General features: G+C 40.3%; 12 protein-coding genes and 1 tRNA gene. 6 read left to right on the forward strand and 7 right to left on the reverse strand.

What is annotated here, in order from left to right; translation table 11 throughout:
• Positions 1-9: 9 nt before the first annotated feature.
• The 4 genes from ftsW (at position 10) to KDW03_RS06975 (ending at position 7,511) form a co-directional block, all read left to right on the forward strand.
• Positions 10-1,152 (forward strand): putative lipid II flippase FtsW, encoded by a 1,143-nt coding sequence (gene ftsW, locus KDW03_RS06960; protein WP_271434370.1) that lies wholly within the window; start codon positions 10-12, stop codon positions 1,150-1,152.
• Between the two features lie 229 nt (positions 1,153-1,381).
• Complete coding sequence (locus KDW03_RS06965; protein ID WP_271434371.1) at positions 1,382-3,328, forward strand: DNA methyltransferase; 1,947 nt, start codon at positions 1,382-1,384, stop codon at positions 3,326-3,328.
• Positions 3,318-4,877, forward strand: coding sequence for a hypothetical protein (locus tag KDW03_RS06970; RefSeq protein WP_271434372.1), 1,560 nt, complete (start codon positions 3,318-3,320; stop codon positions 4,875-4,877). The genes KDW03_RS06965 and KDW03_RS06970 overlap by 11 nt, the downstream gene beginning before the upstream one ends.
• Before the next feature lie 9 nt (positions 4,878-4,886).
• Complete coding sequence (locus tag KDW03_RS06975) at positions 4,887-7,511, forward strand: DEAD/DEAH box helicase family protein (RefSeq protein ID WP_271434373.1); 2,625 nt, start codon at positions 4,887-4,889, stop codon at positions 7,509-7,511.
• A 63-nt stretch (positions 7,512-7,574) separates the two neighbouring features.
• Here the strand turns inward: KDW03_RS06975 and KDW03_RS06980 are convergent, their stop codons facing one another.
• The 5 genes from KDW03_RS06980 to KDW03_RS07000 form a co-directional block, all read right to left on the reverse strand.
• On the reverse strand, positions 7,575-8,294 hold the full coding sequence (locus KDW03_RS06980; protein WP_271434374.1) for a class I SAM-dependent methyltransferase: 720 nt from the start codon (positions 8,292-8,294) through the stop codon (positions 7,575-7,577).
• 462 nt (positions 8,295-8,756) lie between these two features.
• Positions 8,757-10,982, reverse strand: a complete 2,226-nt coding sequence (locus KDW03_RS06985; RefSeq protein WP_271434375.1) for a bifunctional alpha,alpha-trehalose-phosphate synthase (UDP-forming)/trehalose-phosphatase — start codon at positions 10,980-10,982, stop codon at positions 8,757-8,759.
• Between the two features lie 4 nt (positions 10,983-10,986).
• Positions 10,987-12,198: a glycosyltransferase gene (locus tag KDW03_RS06990; protein WP_271434376.1), complete on the reverse strand. Its 1,212-nt coding sequence runs from the start codon at positions 12,196-12,198 to the stop codon at positions 10,987-10,989.
• Positions 12,195-12,860: a DUF5752 family protein gene (locus KDW03_RS06995; RefSeq protein WP_271434377.1), complete on the reverse strand. Its 666-nt coding sequence runs from the start codon at positions 12,858-12,860 to the stop codon at positions 12,195-12,197. The genes KDW03_RS06990 and KDW03_RS06995 overlap by 4 nt, the downstream gene beginning before the upstream one ends.
• 264 nt (positions 12,861-13,124) lie before the next feature.
• Positions 13,125-14,297: an ISNCY family transposase gene (locus KDW03_RS07000; protein WP_271434378.1), complete on the reverse strand. Its 1,173-nt coding sequence runs from the start codon at positions 14,295-14,297 to the stop codon at positions 13,125-13,127.
• A gap of 523 nt (positions 14,298-14,820) precedes the next feature.
• On the opposite strand from KDW03_RS07000, the gene KDW03_RS07005 reads away from it, so the two are divergent.
• Together KDW03_RS07005 and KDW03_RS07010 are read left to right on the forward strand one after the other, a co-directional pair.
• Positions 14,821-14,893, forward strand: a tRNA-Gly gene (locus KDW03_RS07005).
• Between the two features lie 42 nt (positions 14,894-14,935).
• Positions 14,936-15,622: an RluA family pseudouridine synthase gene (locus tag KDW03_RS07010; protein WP_271434379.1), complete on the forward strand. Its 687-nt coding sequence runs from the start codon at positions 14,936-14,938 to the stop codon at positions 15,620-15,622.
• Here KDW03_RS07010 and KDW03_RS07015 read toward each other — a convergent pair.
• Both KDW03_RS07015 and amrB read right to left on the reverse strand, forming a co-directional pair.
• A complete protein-coding gene (locus KDW03_RS07015; RefSeq protein WP_271434380.1) occupies positions 15,619-17,478 on the reverse strand; it encodes an alpha amylase N-terminal ig-like domain-containing protein in 1,860 nt (619 codons plus the stop codon). The genes KDW03_RS07010 and KDW03_RS07015 overlap by 4 nt on opposite strands.
• A 272-nt stretch (positions 17,479-17,750) precedes the next feature.
• A complete protein-coding gene (amrB, locus tag KDW03_RS07020) occupies positions 17,751-18,599 on the reverse strand; it encodes an AmmeMemoRadiSam system protein B (protein WP_271434381.1) in 849 nt (282 codons plus the stop codon).

The following is an 18,599-nucleotide window of genomic DNA, read 5'->3' on the forward strand; positions in this document are numbered from 1 at the left end:
GGGAAAGCGTTGCTTTCGAAAATAGATCGTGCGCTTTTGTATGCTGTTCTTTTCTTGATGGTTCTGGGGATACTCTTTGTTTTTAGTGCGAGTTCGTATTTTTCTTTGCGCTATACGGGTAGTATCTATACTTATGCGATGAAGCAGATGGTGTTTGTGCTTTTGGGCTTTGGTGTCATGGTGTTTATGGCGCAGTATGAGTATACGAAACTTCGACGATGGATAAAACCGCTTGTGTTTGTGATATTTTTGTTGCTTCTTTTGGTCTTTGTGCCGGGACTGGGGAGTGTGAGAGGAGGGGCACGGCGATGGATCCATCTTGGTTTTTTTGATGTGAACCCAGCTGAGTTTGCGAAGCTTGTCGTTGTTATCTATCTCTCGTATATCTTCACAAAAAAACAACAAAAACTGAAAGACTTTACTTTTGGATTTCTTCCTCCTCTTTTGATTGTGACGGCGATATTTTTTATTATTTTGATGCAGTCGGGGTTTTCTATTGCGACGTTGTTGTTAATGGTGGGCATGGTCATGTTTTTTGTTGGTGGGGCGTCACTGAAGCATCTTTTGAGTGTGTTTTTACTCAGTCTGCCTGTGCTCGTGACCTTTGTTGTCCAGGTAACCTATCGTAAGGCAAGGATTCTCTCGTTTTTGAACCCTTGGAGTGATCCCTACGGGAAGGGGTATCATCTTATTCAGTCGTATCGAGCGTTTGCTGACGCTGGTTGGTTTGGCAAGGGGCTAGGGAATTCTACCCAAAAGATCGGGGCTCTTCCAACGCCTCATACGGATTTTATCTATGCGGTTATCACGGAGGAGATGGGACTTGTTGTGGCTCTTCTTTTGTTGGGGGTGTATCTTTTTATTTTTCTCCGGGCTTTTTTGATAGCCAAACGGGTTCAAGATCCTTTTGGGCAGCTGCTCGCGTATGGGATTGCTTCTCTCTTTGGTTTTCATGTTTTTCTCAATATTGGTGTGACAACGGGATTAATGCCTACGACGGGGGTGAGTTTGCCTTTTATTAGCTATGGGGGGTCTTCTCTTTTGATGTTTTCGTTAGCGATGGGGATTCTGTTAAACCTGAGTGCTCATGGGGAGGAGGTAAAGGGGGCTGTGCGAGAGATCCGCGAGGATTTTCAAGAGACTTTTGGGTAGGTTGTTGGGATATAGCTGTGAAGAAAACGGCTTGAGAGGTTGGGATTTTTTCGGATTCTGAAAGAGATGATCAGGAGAGGTGTGGGAGATTTGGGTGTTTTTTTATTTATAGAACTGTTTTAAATTTAGAAATTTTTGAGAATTTTTTATTTATATATCTGTTATAGAATTAGAAATTTGGCTTTTTTGCAAAAAGCGAAAAATTTTCTTATACTAAAAGTGTAATAAAATGAGAGGGGTAGAAAAATCTATGGATAACACCAAAAACCTCTTAAACCATGTAAAAGACCTTCTTCAAAAAGATGAGCGGCTCGTTGTCAATGGAGAGCTGATGAAAAACAAAATCATTGAATTGGCGCTCAAGCTTGATAAGGATTTTATTGAGCTTCTTCTCTCCGATCCCCGGACAAAGGAGATGTTCTTTCTTTCTGTAGGAGAGGTTATGATCTTCGATAAGGATAAATTTATTCGCTTTATCGCGAACAAGCAGTTTTTACCAGATTCGTATACAGCTTTTAAAAACAAGATCGGTTTAATTGATGAAAAGGGAGAATTCATAAGCGAAAAAAAGGATGTCGTTCTCTCTTGGCCCTATAAAGACTGTGTGTTAGAAGGAGGCATGACCAAAGAAGACCAAAAGCGCGATGAGATATTCTGGAATGAAACCTTAGCTCCGGATGAAATTAGTCGCTTGCTTGAACCAAAAGTTTTTACCAATGCGAAAAGAATAGATAAAGATGGTGAGCATAAATTTGACGGTTTTGGAACTGATGAAAAGGGAGATATTAAAGACAATCTTCTTATTAAAGGCAACAATCTTTTGATTCTTCATTCTCTCAAAAAACGTTTTGCTGGAAAGGTAAAGCTGATTTACATTGACCCGCCGTATAATCCCGATTCTGCAGCTAATACATTTTCTTATAATAATAGATTTAATCATTCTACTTGGTTAACTTTCATGAAAAATCGTATAGAGGTAGCTAAAACACTTTTAACTTTAGATGGTTTTTTTTGTATAGCAATAGACCACAATGAACTTTTTTATTTAGGGGTTCTTTGTGATGAAATTTTTGGTAGAGAAAATAGAATTGGAATAATCGCAGTTGAAACTAACCCAGGGGGTAGAAGCGATTCTCTGTTTTTTGCTACATCACATGAGAATTTTTTTGTTTATGCGCGAGATATCACAAAAGCTAAGATCAATAATCTTAAAATGGATGAACAAGAGCTGAAACAATACAAATACGAAGATGAAATTTCAAGGTATAAGTTAGTTCCGTTGCGTCGTACTGGAAGTAATTCTACTCCTGACAAAAGACCCAATTTATACTTTCCGATTTTTTATGATCCGAAAAATAAACAAATTTCTTTAGAAAAAAAAAGTGGATATATAGAAATATTACCAATTGGAGCTGATTCTATAAAAAGAGTATGGCGGTGGTCAAAAGAAAAGATTTTGTCTAACCTGAATGATATAGAAGTTAAGGAGTCAAAAAGTGGCTATATGGTTTTTGTTAAAGACAGATTAAGACTTGAGAAGAAACCTAAAACGTTGTGGCATGGCTCAAGATACGATGCTTCCTCGTATGGTACTAAGTTATTGCAGAAATTTAAACTAAAAGGAGAATTTAGTTATCCTAAACCTTTATATTTAATAAAAGATATAATTCAGATTCTTTCAGATAAAGAAAGTATTGTTTTGGATTTTACGGCTGGGTCAGGGACGACTGCTCATGCATTGCTTGAATTAAATAAAGAAGATGGCGGAAATCGTAGATTTATTTTATGTGAACAGATGGATTACGTGGAAACCATTACAAAGGAGAGAATTAAAAAACTCATAAAAGATCGTGAAAATGATTTTGTCTATCTGGAACTCATGAAATGGAATGAACATTTTGTAGAGAAAATCCAGCAAGCCACAACAAAAGAGGAGTTGGCAAAACTCTGGGAAACAATGAAGGAAAAGGCGTTTTTGAGCTCCAAGGTAGATAGCAAAGAAGTGGACAAGAACGCAAAAGATTTTGAGGATCTCTCTCTCGAGGATCAGAAGAGGTTGCTCCTTGAGGCTCTGGACAAGAATCATCTCTATGTGAACTATAGCGAGATTGATGATGAGGCGTATGGGGTGAGTGAAGAGGATAAAAAATTAAATAGGGGGTTTTATGAAGAATAGGGATTTAACTTTTTCTGATTGGTTAAAAGAGGATTTTGAGAAATTAGGAGAAAAAGAATGGGTTCCGGTATTTTGGAACTTTGGGTCACTCGAAAGTGGGGAAAGAGTAATGTATTCTTCTGCCATAATAGTGAAAAATAAAGTTAAGGAGGCGTTGAAAAAAGTAGAGCCGGATTTGTATGTTTATGAGGAAAAACCAGACTTTGTAGAGTATAGGAATAAGAAAGGAAAACGTGTATTGAAATATCGCCGTTTCCATGAAGAGGGGATAGAACCGTTAGTATATTGGAGAATATTTAAAGGGAAAAAAAGAAGAAAGACTTTCATCTATCTTGAGGAAGATAAAGGTAAAAAAGAAAAAGTTTTCCTTTTTATTGATGAGAGAACAGGTAAAGAAGATGAGGTTATTTATATTGAAAAAGATAAAGTGTTAATAAAACTAAAGTATCTGAAAGAGTACCTCGCAATTAAACAAGCCTATTTAGCACTGTATTTTGAATTGGTACGTTTATCGGAACATACGTTAGAGGAGTTAGGAAAAGAAGAGATTCGTGGAAAGATAACAAGAGATAGCAATTATATTTACTCTTTCTCTCTTGTTGAAGATTCCATAAATGGATTTTCTTCCCTAGGTCGTTTGAGGGGGAAAAAGATAATTGCCCCACCGAAAGATTTTCATTCTGTTTTTGAAAAAGGGTCTCAGAAATTTGAAGAATTTATAATTGAAGTAGGCAAAGAGGGAAAGGAAATTTGGCAGAGTTGTGAGTTCTCTTTGGAATCTGAGTTTGCAGAGCTGTTTGTTTTTTTTAGGAGAGAGGTACTTAAAAAATATTATGATAAACATAGCTCTTTTACTGTAGAAGATGGGAAAGTTGAACATAAAGGCTTTTGGCATTTACCAGTAATGAATAATCATAGAGAGTATGTGGTCGTAAGGTTTAAGTTTTTGCATGGATTACCTTATGAGGAACAAGTTCATTGGAGAAATTTTAATGTCACACCTAAAGGGGTTAGCGATATTGACCTATGGCGTTATTTGAATGGAGTGTATTTGGAGCCTGAGCATCCAGAGTTCCTTTTTAAAAAGAGGTTTTTTTCTTTTCAGGCAGTGTGGCGGGAAAAATTTGGATGGGATTTGTTTCTCCCTTTGCCCGAAGGGGATAGCTATCATATGAAAACCCTTCATGTTCCATTTACTTCCGACCAGAAAGAATTTGATGAACAAATACTTTCTCTACACAAAATATTGATTGAGTCTTTAAATGATAAAGAATTGGCAAAAGGTGTTTCTATAGAGAAGCAGAATCCCGGGAGTATAGACAAATTGGAGGCTTTTTTAAAGCATCATAATTTCCCTGATTTAAGCATAATCGAATTTCTAAAAAAATTACAGGCTCTTCGATCAGCAGCAGTTGCCCATAGGAAAGGCAAGAAATATGAGGAGATAAAAGAGTACTTTGGTATAGGGACAAAAAGTTTTTTCTCTGTTTTTGAGGATATCTTAAATAGATGTATAGAAATTCTAACAAAATTGAATTATGTTTTTTGAGAGGAAATTATGCTTTACAAAACATTTGATTCGCTCAAAGAAGCCCATGGCGAAGACTATTTTACCTCTCGCGTAGAAGAAGATGTCTATCAAAACCTCAACCCAAAGTTTCAACTACGGGAATATCAAAAAGAAGCTTTTGGGCGGTTTGACTTTTATTTTACTGAGTACAGGGGAAGAAAATTTCCGACGCAACTCCTCTTCCATATGGCAACGGGAAGTGGCAAGACCCTTATCATGGCAGGGGCTATCCTTTATCTTTATAAACAAGGGTATCGTAACTTTATCTTCTTCGTCAATAGCAAAAACATCATCGAAAAGACAAAAGACAACTTCCTTAATCCTCTCTCCGACAAATATCTCTTTGCTCCCAAGATCAAGTTTGGGGAGAAGGATGTTTTCATCCGAGAGGTTGAAAATTTTGAAGCAGCCCATCCGGAGGATATAAATATTCTTTTTACCACTATTCAAGGATTGCATCAACGATTAAAAGAACCAAAAGAGAATCAACTCACAGCGGAAGAATTTGAAGAGAGAGAGATTGTTCTCATCTCCGATGAGGCTCATCATCTCCAGGTGATGACAAAGACAAAAGAAGAACAAAACATTGAAGAGAATTGGGAAGCTACAGTAATGAAAAAAATTTTTACAAAAAATTCCACAAATCTTCTCCTCGAGTTTACCGCAACCATTGATTTAACGAATGAAAATATTCAAAAAAAATATGAAGACAAGCTCATCTTTCAGTATGACTTAAAACAATTTCGGCAAGACAAGTACTCAAAAGAGATAGAAGTCTTAGAGGCAGATCTCGGACCTATGGAGAGAGCCCTCCAAGCGGTTATCCTCAGTCAGTACCGGAGAAAGATTGCCGAAAAGAACAAGGTCTACCTCAAGCCAGTGATTCTGTTTAAGTCTAAAACTATCAAAGAGTCAGCAGATGACTATACTAAATTTCTTACGAAGATACAAAACCTCTCTCTAGATGATATCGAGGGGATACAGTCCCGGGCAAAAGGAACGATTCTCGAGAAGGTTTTTGACTATTTACAAAAAGAGGGTATAACCTTTGCAAATTTCATAAAAGAATTACAAGAAGATTTTTCTCCCGAGAAGGTTATGCTTCTCAACTCAGAGAACATCGATGAAGAAAAACAGCTCAAGCTGAATTCTCTCGAGAGTGTACATAACGAGATAAGAGCTATTTTTGCCGTGAATATGCTCAACGAGGGATGGGATGTTCTGAATCTTTTTGATATTGTGCGATTGTATGATACACGAGATGGTAAGTGGGTAGGTGGAAAGTACAAACCCGGTAATACTACGATTGGTGAGGCGCAGCTCATTGGGCGAGGGGCAAGATACTTCCCCTTTCAGATAAAAGAAACTGATGATAAGTTCAAGAGAAAATTTGATAATGACATTGAAAATGAAATGCGCATCGTAGAAATTTTGCACTATCATAGTGCTTACAATCCACGATACATTGATGAGATAAAGAATACTCTTACAGAGATGGGAATTATTCCGGAGAAGTATGTAGAGGTTGACTTATTTGTCAAAGATTCCTTTAAAAAGACGGATCTCTGGCAAGTGGGAGTTATTTTCCTTAACGAAAGGGAGGAGAATAAACATACCGATGTTTATAGTCTCGACAGTGCAAAAATTGAAAAGAATTACACCTATACTCTCCGGACGGGTGAGATGAAAGAAGAGATTCTGTTAGATGAAGAAAAATTCCAGCTTTCTAGTGATAGATTTCTGACTATAAAGAGAATAAAACTCCCTCAGCTGGGAAAGAATGTGGTCAGAACGGCCCTTGATAAACTTGAGTTTTATCGGTTTGATGCTCTTAAAAAGTATTTTCCTCACATCAAATCGATAGAGGAGTTTATCACTTCAGAGGACTATCTCGGTGGTGTTCAGGTTGAGATTATGGGACCAGAAAATAGAGTTGCGCATCTCTCGCAGAGAGAAAAATTAGAGATAGCTCTTTCTGTTGCTAAAAGTATAGCAGAAAGAACAAAAACAAGCACCTCAGCATTTAAGGGTACTTGCTCTTTCAAAGCAAAACTTCTTAAAGAAATCTTCCAAAATAAAAAGATCAAGATAGCTACAGATGAGTTAGAACGAGAGAAGTTACAAAATATCAACCTTGCTGAAAAAGACTGGTATGCCCAGAACGACTTCTACGGTACGGATGAGGAGCAGAAGTTTATTCTTTTCATCGAAAGTTGGATAGAGAGGCTCAAACAAAAATACACTGAGGTAGTTCTCTTCCGGAATGAAAAATTCTTTCAGATTTATGATTTTGAAGAAGGAAGAGCGTTTGAACCTGATTTTCTTATGCTCCTTAAAGGAAAAGATGGTGTTATAACGATGTATCAGGTCTTTATTGAGGCAAAAGGTGACCAGTTCAAAGATAGTCAAGGACGATTCGAAAATTCTAAAGAAGGATGGAAACAAGATTTTCTTCTCTCACTGGAAAATGAGGCAAAGGTAGAAAAAGAGCTTTTTCCCCAAAACGGAGATTTCCGGATCATTGGGCTACCTTTCTACAACGAGGGACTCAAAAAAGAGTTTGAAAAAGCCTTCGAGGAGAAAATGTTGGATGAGGGTGGGGAAGTTTCCTAACTGAGGACACACCCTCATCTCAGAAGCCCTCAAGGTGTTTCTTGTCCTTCGTGATCCAGCTCGTTAGTGTGTTGACCTCTTTTTGGCGACCACAAGGATGTTCTCCCCAAGTCCGAGTTTGTCCATGACAAAAAAGAACGGGAAATGGATCAATTGGAGTATTCGTAAAACAGACCTGATGAAGGTAAAGAGTCGAGTCTCTGTATAAGGAGCCTCTTCATCTTTGGGCTCACTGAGGAGACGTTTTTTGAGTTTTTCTTTTACTTTCGTTAGATTGGCTATTGCTACCCCAAAATTATGTATAGGGTTGCCGTCCTCTTTGGTACTTTCTGTTTTCAGTTCTACGATCTCAAATTCTCTCAGCATATACTGGATAGAGTTTTTGTTAAAAAAGTTGAGATGAAATGGTGGACAAATAGTGGGGTAGTGATTTTTGAAGATTTTATACCCGAATGAATCGATATGAGGGGTGACAATAATGAGAATTCCTTCCTCTTTGAGGAATTTTATGGCTTCATCGATAAGATTTTTGGGATCTGTGACATGTTCAATAAGATGGCTCATAATAATAACATCAAAACTTCCGTATAAGGAAGGAGGCGGAAATGCCGCAGAATACAAATGTTCGAGACCATAGAATTCTTTTGCACATTGCAGGGCTTTTGGAGATATGTCTGTACCTGTTACCTCATATCGAAATTGTTTGAGCCCATAGAGGATATAGCCAGTAGAACACCCAACCTCTAACACATGTTGTGCGTTTTTTGCATGGCGGACAATCAATCGATGGAATCGTTCTCCTATTTTTCTGCCTTATTTGGCGGTTATTTTTGGTGATCTGTCAATATGTTCATATGCTATAGCCAACTCTTTTTTTGTTGGGCGGGGTATGGCAAAGACAAGGCTACATTCTGAACATTGCTCAAGGGTGAACTTTTTCTCTTTTAGAAAGACATGAGAAACTTCGCGAAGTGTGTGGAATGTTGAAGACCCACATATGGGACAATTCATAGCATCTCCTCCATCATCTTTATCGCTCACTTTGTTAGCTGCTCTCTTTTCCGCATCGGTTTTATCTTTTTACGGAGATTATCCACCTGCTGGGTCTTTGAGAGAGCCATTGGTTTATATTTTTTATAGACTTTTAGTATACCATAGATCCCTACATTTATCAATTAAATTGAATTTTCACCCAACTTTTCATTGATAAGAAACATGATGTTTGAATACGTTCGCCCTTTCTTTTCACTTGTTTAGCTCTTCGTATAATACTGTAAGAAATCTTTTAACCTCTTCCTGACTTTGCAGGTAGGAGTTTGCGTTAACACTCCCACCGATAGAAATGGATAAACCTCTATTTTGCAGAGCTATGTAGGCGTCTTCATCGGTCGTGTCATCTCCGATATAAATGGGGAATCTGTTTTCTCCCATGTTTTCTATTATCCATGAGACAGCATTTCCCTTGTTCCATATATTGAGGGGTCTTATTTCGAATACTTTTTTGCCTGTGATAAATCTAAAGTTCTCCTTGTATTCTCTGGCAATTCGATCAAATGTGCTAAAAACCTCTCCCACTTCATTGGGGGCAACATTCCTAAAGTGCAGGCTTGCGGTGATTCCTTTATCTTCTACCCACACACCTTGTATATGGGCCAATGCTTTTGTGAGCTTGTCTAACAATTCCTCGAGGAGATCCCTGTTTTCCATTGAATTTTGATTTATTATGATTTTGTTCCCATCCCATATCTCTGCCCCATGATTACCGGCGTAGATGATATCTTCGATACCGATTTTCTCCTTTACATCTTTTAGCGCTCTCCCGCTTATCACAGCCACGGGAATATGCTCTTTTAATTTTATTATCAAAGAACGCATATCATCTGAAATCACAGCCTGATCTGGTGTCTCGGCGATAGGCGTTAATGTGCCATCATAATCAAGAAACAGAAAAATATTCTTGTGAAACCTCTTCTGTATTTCATCTAGGTTATCAAAAAGATAATAGCATTTTTCATTTTTGATAGCCGCTATGGCTGCTATTTCTTTCATTATGCTCACTACCCACTTATGAATGTTATTTTCGCGAACCTGTCTTCTGAGGATAGACATCCTCGCCATTTTTTCTTTATCTGGCATCTTTAGAGCAATCTTTATGCTCTCGGCGAATTGTTCGATATCGTAAGGGTTTACTAAAATAGAGTCTTCGAGTTCCTCGGATGCGCCAGTAAATTCGCTCAATATAAGCACCCCTTTTTCATCGGTTTTGGAGGCAACATATTCTTTTGCTACGAGATTCATACCATCGTAAATGGAGCTGATGATAGCGAAGTCTGCCATTTTGTAATAGGCGGCAAGCTCTTTTTGTTCAATTTTGGTGTCGATATAGATAATGGGTTTCCAGGTGCCTATTGAGTATTTTTTATTTATCTTGGCAACGAGTTCTTCTACGGCTCTTTTATAACTGAGATAGGGTTCTCGCATTCTCGTTGGCACGGCAATCTGGATAAAGATAAATTTTTGCCTGAACTTCTCGTATTTTTCAAAAAAGAGATCGATGGCCTGAAGACGTTTGATGAGTGCCTTGGTGTACTCGAGTCTATCCACCCCTATGCCTATGGCTTCGGTGGTGATGCCGAAGTACTTTTTGATCTTTCTTATCGCTATGTCGGTTTTTCGAGAGGCTGCTATGGCGTTAAACTTGTCGAAGTCTATGCTGATCGGAAAAGCTCTCAGGCGGGTAATGTGGCCTTGGTATGTGATGATACCTTGCTTGTGGTCAACTTCAGCATCCTCAATACTTTGGGTGACACAATCCATGAAGTTTTTGACGAAAAAAGGAATCTGAAATCCTATCAGATCGTTTCCAAGAAGACCTTTGATAATCTCTTTTGCCTGGGGAGATATCCGAAAAACAGTCCAGTTAGGCCAGGGAATGTGCCAGAAGTGCGCTATGGTAAGCTTGGGGTTTTCTTTTCGGAGTATTTCGGGGAGAAGACAGAGGTGGTAGTCATGAATCCATACTACCGAGTTTTCATCAGCTTCTTCAAGGATTGCCTTGGCAAAGTATCCGTTTACTTTTTTGTAGTCTGCCCAGAACTGTTTTCTGTAGTATACTCGTTCGGGAGTAATATGGCAGAGTGGCCAGAGTACCTGGTTTGAATATCCGTGGTAATAATTTTCAACCTCTGATGGAGAAAGCCAGACTCTTTTTAGCTTGTAAGAGGGGTTTTCTGGTGGAACTGGTATGCGGTTTTTGTTATCAACAACATCTTTATCTCCGCTCCCACTCCCCCATGCCACCCATGTTCCCCCGGTAATTTTCAAAACATCATCCATCGCTGAGGTGAGGCCACCGGCTGGTTTTTCAATCTTGATACTTGACCCGATCTTTTTATGGATATAAGGCTCTCTGTTAGAGACTACGATGAGATTCTTATTGGGAAAAATTTCTTCTATTAAGATCTTCAGCATATTTTTACACCTCTAGAATATTTTTCCCTTTATTTTCCATGGCATACCATACGGAAAGATAATCTCTTATTTGTCTTGTGATAAGAAAATTATTTCTCACATATTCCTTGCCTTTCTCACCCATCTGCTTCGCCATATGAGGATCGTTGAGGAATTGCCGTATCCGGAAAGCAGCGCCTTCAACCGAATGGACGAGGAATCCTGTCACACCATGGATGATCTGCAGAGGAATCCCCCCTGCGGCTCCTCCTATGACCGGTTTTCCCTTCCACATTGCTTCAGATACCGTTAATCCGAATCCCTCCTTAAGGGATTTCTGGAGTACGACTGTTGCAGACCGCTGCAGGGCATTGATGTCCTTGTCACTAAAGGGTGGGAGGAGAAGAATGTGGATATCGGGATCGTTGGAGGCATAATCTTGAACTTCTTTGAGTACGATTTCTCCTTCGGGATCGTCTGTGGCAGGGCTTCCGGCAAGGACAAGTATACAGTCGTTGTATTTTTTTACCATTCTGTACGCTTTTATCACACCGATTGGGTCTTTAAATCTATCAAAACGGGAAACCTGCAGGATCATCGGTCTATCTATGGGGATCTGGAATTTATGAAGTGTCTCTTTTATCTCTTCGTCTGTGAGCTCTCGGTTCTTTTCGCTAATTGGGTCGATAGATGGGGGTATGATGAATTCATCTATTCCCGCTGCTCGTGCGAATTTTCCAACCGAGAAAATGGCGGCCTCATACTTTTGGGTGTAAGGGAGGATGTGGTTCCATACTTCTTCGATGGGATTTGATAAATCTATATGGCATCTCCAGATCCATTTCCCTGATTTTTTAAATTCAATAAGGGGAATAGGTTGGGGATCGTGTATCAAGATCGCATCCGCCTCGAGATCAAGTTTTTCGGCGTTTCTTTTGTTGACCTCATAGTGATACTCCCACATATCCTCGGTCATATTTTCAACATTTCCCTGAAGAGAATTGTGGATTTTTTTGGTTATTTCAAAAAACCTTTCGTCACCTTCTATGACTTCCCATCGGGCATTGATGCTCAGTTCTTTAATTATAGGAATCATTCTGTGGAGTATCTCTGCTACACCTCCTCCAGCCCGGGTCGAATTAATGTGGAGAAAGGATTTGTTATAAAGTTTTTCACCAAGTTTATGAAGAAGAACGAGATCACCTTTGGGGGATATGCCAGCGTATTGATCAATCATGGTTCTATAGCCTCCATTTCTTTCCTGAGGTCTTTTTCAACAGCCTCAATAATACGTTCTCTTATGCCTTCTATGCTGTGCATGAACGGGTCAATGGACCGTATGTTTTCAGCTAACTCTTTTTTATTGAGTGAGTCCTCAAGCCATCGTGAGAAGTCATCCACTCCTAGTCTGACGCGAGCTTCGTAGAAATGGTAATAGATAGCCGCGACATCAATATACTTGATAGCTATTAAGAACTCGGCAAGGTTTTTCGCTCTTAGGCCTACGGGAAATATAAGGGTTATAGTTTCCTTGAAGTAGAATTCAGCGCCTGCTACTACTTCTCTCGGTTCAGGAAAGTTTTCAAGATAAACGTCTATGACATGCAGTAGCTCCTGTCTGAGCTCATCTATATTTTTAAAGGCATAGGGGTCGATGTTGGAGAGATGCTCAGAGAGAATTCTTTCTTCAAGGCTTTCTCCTGCCCAATGGGCAAAGTCATTGGTGTATTCAAGGATATGTCCTCGTAAAAAATATTGGTGGGTATGATGAAAGATGGACTCATTACTTACTGTCGCTATAGCATCTCTGAGTTCTCGGAGATTTTTGGCTTTTTTGCCTGTTGATTTGGATATGCTGACACATTGCCTGAATTCGAAAGGTTCCTTTGCTTGTGCCATTTTTCCTCCACTTTTTGTTTTTATAATTTTAGAGGAGTACGATGTTGCTTTGTTTATGTTTTTACTTACCTGTTTTCTTTCTTTATTTTCAGAGCATTTGGTTTGATGCTTTCCTGGGTGAGAGAAATAGCGTATTTACCCAGGGAATGGGAGAATGTGTAATTATTATAACACAGAAACGCTGATATTGCAAGGTATCTATTCAGGTATTCTGTCAAATAAATTAAAATGTCACCTTTTTATTGAAATAGAAATGTCACTTTTTTATGCCGAAACTCTACGACCATAATCATCTATTTCAAAAAAGTTCAATTCGATATTTTTCTTAAAAATATGTATACTTCCATCAAGCCAGGTTTTTAAGATAACATTGTCCCCGGGTTTTATGGCTATAGGTTGTTTCTTTTCAATCTGGTATATTCTTTTAGAAAATTTTATTGTATAATCTCTATAGACTTTGCACTCGGCCGTATAACAAACATAGTTCCTTAAGTCCTGATCAGGCATTAATGCAATATGAAAATCTTCATCCGACAGAGGTTTTTTACTAAATTTTCGGTTATTCTTTTCCCAGTAATATTCTTTCAAAAAACGATTGGCACTGTCAATATCCTTTATGTTTTTTAGTTTCATTTCTGCTATTAACCTGTCCTGATGGATCCCATTCCATCTCTCTAGTCCTTTTGCCTGGGGACTATGGGCATATATCATTTCTATCCCCAGCCTATGGCAGACCTCTCCAAACTTTGTTAGAGGCAATTTCCCTGCAAGCTGTTCTTCTATGGTCGCTTCCCGTTTTGTATAGAACAGGCTTTTATAATCACAATAGATCGAATAAGGAATACCGTATTTCATTATCCAGTCAAACAAACATTGCAGCGCTACTTGTGTCGTTTCTCCTGTGTCGAAAAGACCGTAAGATGTGCCTGTAGCATCATCCACCATATTCATCAGACAGACTTCTTTGCCTGTCCCAAACCAGTCGTGAATGCTGCCGTCCATTTGAATCATTTCTCCAAAATGCTCTTTTCTCGGCCTTCTGGTACGGTGTTTCGCAGTTTTTCTTATTTTCTTCCACAATCCTGTTTCCATCATCCATAAACGAAGCGTTGATGCTCCTATTTTTATATGATGTTCCTCATAAAGCTTTTCAGCTATAAATGTCGGCTTAAAACCTTTATAATTATTCCGTACTATCTGCATAATTTTCTCTTTGATATCACTGCTAATTCTGTGATTCCCCGGTTTGCCTATTAATTTGTGATTGAGAGCTTCATCACCCTTTGATAAATATTCTTTAAAAATTCGAATAAGTTGCCTTCTGCAAATCCCCAGTATTATTGCAGCATCTTTCTGCTTGATTTTCTTGTTCTTTACCATCTCCAGTATTTTTGCCCTCTTCTGTGCTTTAAGTGTCATCGTTATCACCTCTCTCATCTGCAACCTCTCGTTTTTTTAGTTGCAGTATTTTAAAAGGTGACATTTCTATTTGCACAAAGGGTGACATTTTAAATTGTTTTCGACAGAAACATAAACAGATTTTCCCCAAAAAATTTTTCTGCACTGCACAATAAAAACAGAAAATATCCCTCTTATTTGAAAACCGAAAGTACAAGGGGAGAAATTTTTTATTTTTGTGAGACTTTTCTTTATTTGGAGTGTTCATAATGCTTGTTTGAGTAGAAGCTTTTTTGCTTTTTTGGAAGGCTGAAAAGTTTTCTCTGGCACGTAGTAATTTTTTGGCTTAGAGGTCTCCTTTCAAACATCGCTACCCCAATTCCGGTTGGCGAGCTTGTCGAGCCACGGTTGGCGAGCTTGTCGAGCCATGAACTGGATTATTTTACACAAATTTAAAGTACTTTTTTATTTTGAAGCAACGTTCCCTTTTCGAGTACTTTTATTATGAAGCAATTCGCCTACTTGACAAGTGATTCCTTTTTCCCTTACAATATAATCCCTTGCGGGAATAGCTCAGTTGGTAGAGCGCTACCTTGCCAAGGTAGATGTCGCGGGTTCGAGTCCCGTTTCCCGCTCATGCGGGGCTGGTAACAGCCCCTTTTTCTTTTGGAGAGGGTATGGAGATTTCCGATATACTTATCTACCAGGATAATGATATCATCGTCGTAGAAAAACCAGTCAATATGCCCACACAGCCGGATAAAACCGGGGATGAAGCACTTTCAACTTTTCTTGAGAGAAACCTTGTCCCTGGCAAAGAGGTGTATGTCGGGGTTGTCCATCGTCTGGATAGGCCGGTAGGAGGAGTCATGGTGTTTGCCCGTAGCCGGCTGGCTGCGGAAAAACTCTCCACTCAGATGAAAACACGAGAATGTGAGAAATATTATCTCGCGGTGGTGTATGGGAAAGTAAATCCTCCCACCGGCACACTTGTGGATTATCTCTGGAAAGACGGTCATAGAAATGTCTCCCAGGTTGTCGCGGCGCATCATCCGGATGCGAAAAAGGCTTCTCTTGCCTACAGGGTAGTGGGTTTCCATGAGGAAAAAGCTCTTTCGCTGGTTGAAATCGAACTTCATACGGGGCGTCATCATCAGATTCGTGTTCAGTGGCAATCACGAGGGCATCCTGTCTATGGGGATCAAAAGTATGGACGGGGATTTACCCGGGGGGGACAACAACTTGCCCTCTGGTCATACCGGTTGGGCTTTACCCATCCGAAAACGGGGGAGTACCTGATCTTTCAAAAAAAACCACCAGCCCGTTATCCCTGGATTCTTTTTCCGTCCTGGTATAAAGACTAAGGGATGAGTTTTATTTTTACAAGATCGTGTCCCCACGGTGGGAGAACAGTTCTCCATACATGCCCCTGAAGCATGTATCTTTCACCACTCCAGAGGGATTCGAGAGGGGAATTTTCTTCTACGCCGAGAGGGGTGAGATCTATTACAATTTCTCTTGTTTCCTCTGCATTGGAGAGAACCCCTATCCATGCCTCATCCATGGTAAAGCGTGCCATCACCACGACGTTTTCATCTACAGGGAAAAAGCGGAGACTCCCCTCCTGGAGAGCAAGAGTGGATTTTTTCCATTTGGCAAGCTTCTGGTACCATGAGCGGGCCTCTTTATCCCAGCGAGATTCGTCCCACTGCATGGGATATCGGCATCCCTCAATAGCCGAGGTATCTCCATCGAGCAAGATCTCATCCCCATAGTAGATGGAAAATGTTCCGGGTAAGAGAAATGCTATGGAAAGCATGCCCCGATACCATGATTTGTTAAAGAGGTTTTTCTGATTGTGGAAACGAACAATATCATGGGAATCAAGAAGGTTAAACTGGGTATGCATAAGAGGATTGGGAAGGCGAGAATAGTGCTGGATGATCTGAGAAGCAATAGCCCTGGCGTTTCCACGTTTTCTTTCAAAAGTGGGGGGGAGCTTGGGTTTCAGGAAATGATCCGTTTCCCCCGCAAAGAAACGAAGTGGTCTAAGCGAGGCAAAGTAATTCATTGCTCCGTCCCATTCGTTTCCCAGGTGATAAGAAATGTTATCCTCCCAGTGTTCTCCGATGAGGTAAATATCCCTGCGTACGGACTTGAGTGCCTGGCGTATCTCCTGAAAAACCTCATGTCCCATCTGATCCTCATCGTGTCGGGCGGTTTGGTTGCCCACATCAAAACGCCATCCATCAATGAAATAGGGAGGCTTGAGATACATCTGCAACACAGAGTCAGTGAGACGATACATTTTATCGCGGAGTTTTTGAGAGCAATAGTTGAGCTGGGGAAGAATGGGGATATTGTACCATGAGACGTAGTTTCCCTGTTTGTCAAAATAGTAGTATTCGCGTTCTTCAGATGTGGGATCTGCCTGGGCGCGCTGAAACCAGTGGTGGTTTTTCCCTGTGTGGTTGATGGAAATGTCAAGCATCAGTTTCATGTCAGCTTCATGAAGCGCCTCCGACAAACGGATGAGGGCAGTATTTCCTCCAAGTTTTTCATCTACGCGAGTATAGTCAGAACAATCGTACCGGTGAGTGCTTGGAGCCTCAAAAATAGGATTGAGGTACAGGGCAGTTACTCCCAGATCTTTTAAGTAGGGGATCTTTTGCCTGATGCCGTCGAGATCTCCCATGTAGAAGTCAAGACATCCCGCCTCGTTGTAAGGAAGAGGTTTTGCTTCCCAGGGCATCTCTCTCGCTTGAAAGCCGTTGTAGGTGTATGGTTTAAGAGAAGTATGTCCACTTCGGGCGAATCTATCGGGAAAGATATGATAGAACGTTCCCCGAGACACCCAATCAGGAATATCATCTTGGGCCAAGAGAACAAAGTCATGATCCTCTGTGGGAGGATAGTCGTAGATCCCGCTTCTTGTGTAGTACCAGATCTCATCTCTCGTGATGAGCACGAAGCGGTACTGTTTGTAGGGTTCATTGATACGAAGAGCTCCCTGGTAGTACTCAAAGTGCTTTGTTTGTTGAACGGGTTTCATCTCTAGCCAGTGACCATCGCCGTTTACAAGTGTCCAGAGTAAAACCTTCTGAACGGGGTGGTTTTTGCCAAGCCTTATACGGATAAAGACCGTGTCTCCTATGTGGGGGGTAATTGAGGAAACATAGTCTCGTGTAACATCGGAAAAAATGAGTTCTTTCCAATCCATAGATACTCCTTTTACTTCCTCATATCATAGAGAGAAAAAAAGAAAAAAGCAATTCTCGCTGGCAAGGTTTTCACATCCTACAAAACAGTTTGAAAGAGACAAGTTTCGTGTATCAAATGCGTCCGTGCTTTCCTTTTTCGTTTTCACCATGATTGAGGGAAAAATCTCAGGGTTTAGTGTTTTAGTAGACAGCAAAAAAATCTTAGCCCGCGAATGAAAGTGTACCCTGGCTTTTTATGACAAAAGTACTTTTATCCCGGGGAATTGGTTATTTACCATATCACACCGCTCATGTAGCCTACCACCTGATGGTTGTCTCCCGATACCATGCCAGAGTGGCGGTAGATGAGATCTTTGGATTGGGTTTTCCCAAGCGTTCGGGCAAGTTCCATGATAACGAGGAGGGGAAAAATCCCGCAAGCCTCTACTAATCCTGCCAGAGCGTCTTTCATCAGAGAGGCGCTATCCATCTTGACAAAGTGCCTTATGAGACGTTTATCCATTTCCATGGCTTCTTTGTCAGAATGATAATGGGAAAGATCAGTGGAAACCACATACAAAATTCGTTCGCTTCTTTTCTGATGAACGTGGGCAAGAACGCGCGCAACGTCCTTTATCGCTTGAGCGGAGAGCGAACCAAAAAGAATAGGCACAATGTGAAACTCGCCTTCAATGACCTCTTTTAAAAAGGGGAGCTGGGTTTCAAGACAGTGTTCTCGTTCATGGGCTGCTGAAAGGTACGAAAAAAGATGAGGATCCTCCTCGATCAGGGAAGCGTTGTAGTTTTGCTCAATATCAATCTCTCCGAGTGGGGTTTGAAAAGAAACAGCAGGAGAGAGGGCTCCTCCTTCGAAATTGACATAGTGGCTGGGCCCCAGAAGCACGACCACGTCCCAATTGGTATGTTCGATGAGTTTATAGCCGTACGCTGCCACCTGACCTGAGTAAACATACCCCGCATGAGGTGATACAATAGCGAAGGGAAGTCCAATGCGAAATTGGAGATCCTGGATGAGTTGTTCATTGACGTTAGCGAGAAACTCGTTTACCATTGTCTTCAGATGGATCTTGTCCCCCGGGTAAAAGAGATGAGCTACGGCAGGTTTTCTAACCTCTCTCAT

It is taken from the genome of Thermospira aquatica (genome assembly GCF_023525255.1).
Classification (GTDB): domain Bacteria; phylum Spirochaetota; class Brevinematia; order Brevinematales; family Thermospiraceae; genus Thermospira; species Thermospira aquatica.

Excerpts from the sequence above, each read along its gene's own strand:
- KDW03_RS06985 (WP_271434375.1), bottom strand. The coding sequence starts at position 10,982 with ATGCTGAAGATCTTAATAGAAGAAATTTTTCCCAATAAGAATCTCATC.
- KDW03_RS06965 (WP_271434371.1), top strand. The coding sequence starts at position 1,382 with ATGAGAGGGGTAGAAAAATCTATGGATAACACCAAAAACCTCTTAAAC.
- KDW03_RS06990 (WP_271434376.1), bottom strand. The coding sequence starts at position 12,198 with ATGATTGATCAATACGCTGGCATATCCCCCAAAGGTGATCTCGTTCTT.
- KDW03_RS06995 (WP_271434377.1), bottom strand. The coding sequence starts at position 12,860 with ATGGCACAAGCAAAGGAACCTTTCGAATTCAGGCAATGTGTCAGCATA.
- KDW03_RS07010 (WP_271434379.1), top strand. The coding sequence starts at position 14,936 with ATGGAGATTTCCGATATACTTATCTACCAGGATAATGATATCATCGTC.
- KDW03_RS07015 (WP_271434380.1), bottom strand. The coding sequence starts at position 17,478 with ATGGATTGGAAAGAACTCATTTTTTCCGATGTTACACGAGACTATGTT.
- KDW03_RS07000 (WP_271434378.1), bottom strand. The coding sequence starts at position 14,297 with ATGAGAGAGGTGATAACGATGACACTTAAAGCACAGAAGAGGGCAAAA.
- KDW03_RS06975 (WP_271434373.1), top strand. The coding sequence starts at position 4,887 with ATGCTTTACAAAACATTTGATTCGCTCAAAGAAGCCCATGGCGAAGAC.
- amrB (WP_271434381.1), bottom strand. The coding sequence starts at position 18,599 with ATGAGAGAGGTTAGAAAACCTGCCGTAGCTCATCTCTTTTACCCGGGG.
- KDW03_RS06970 (WP_271434372.1), top strand. The coding sequence starts at position 3,318 with ATGAAGAATAGGGATTTAACTTTTTCTGATTGGTTAAAAGAGGATTTT.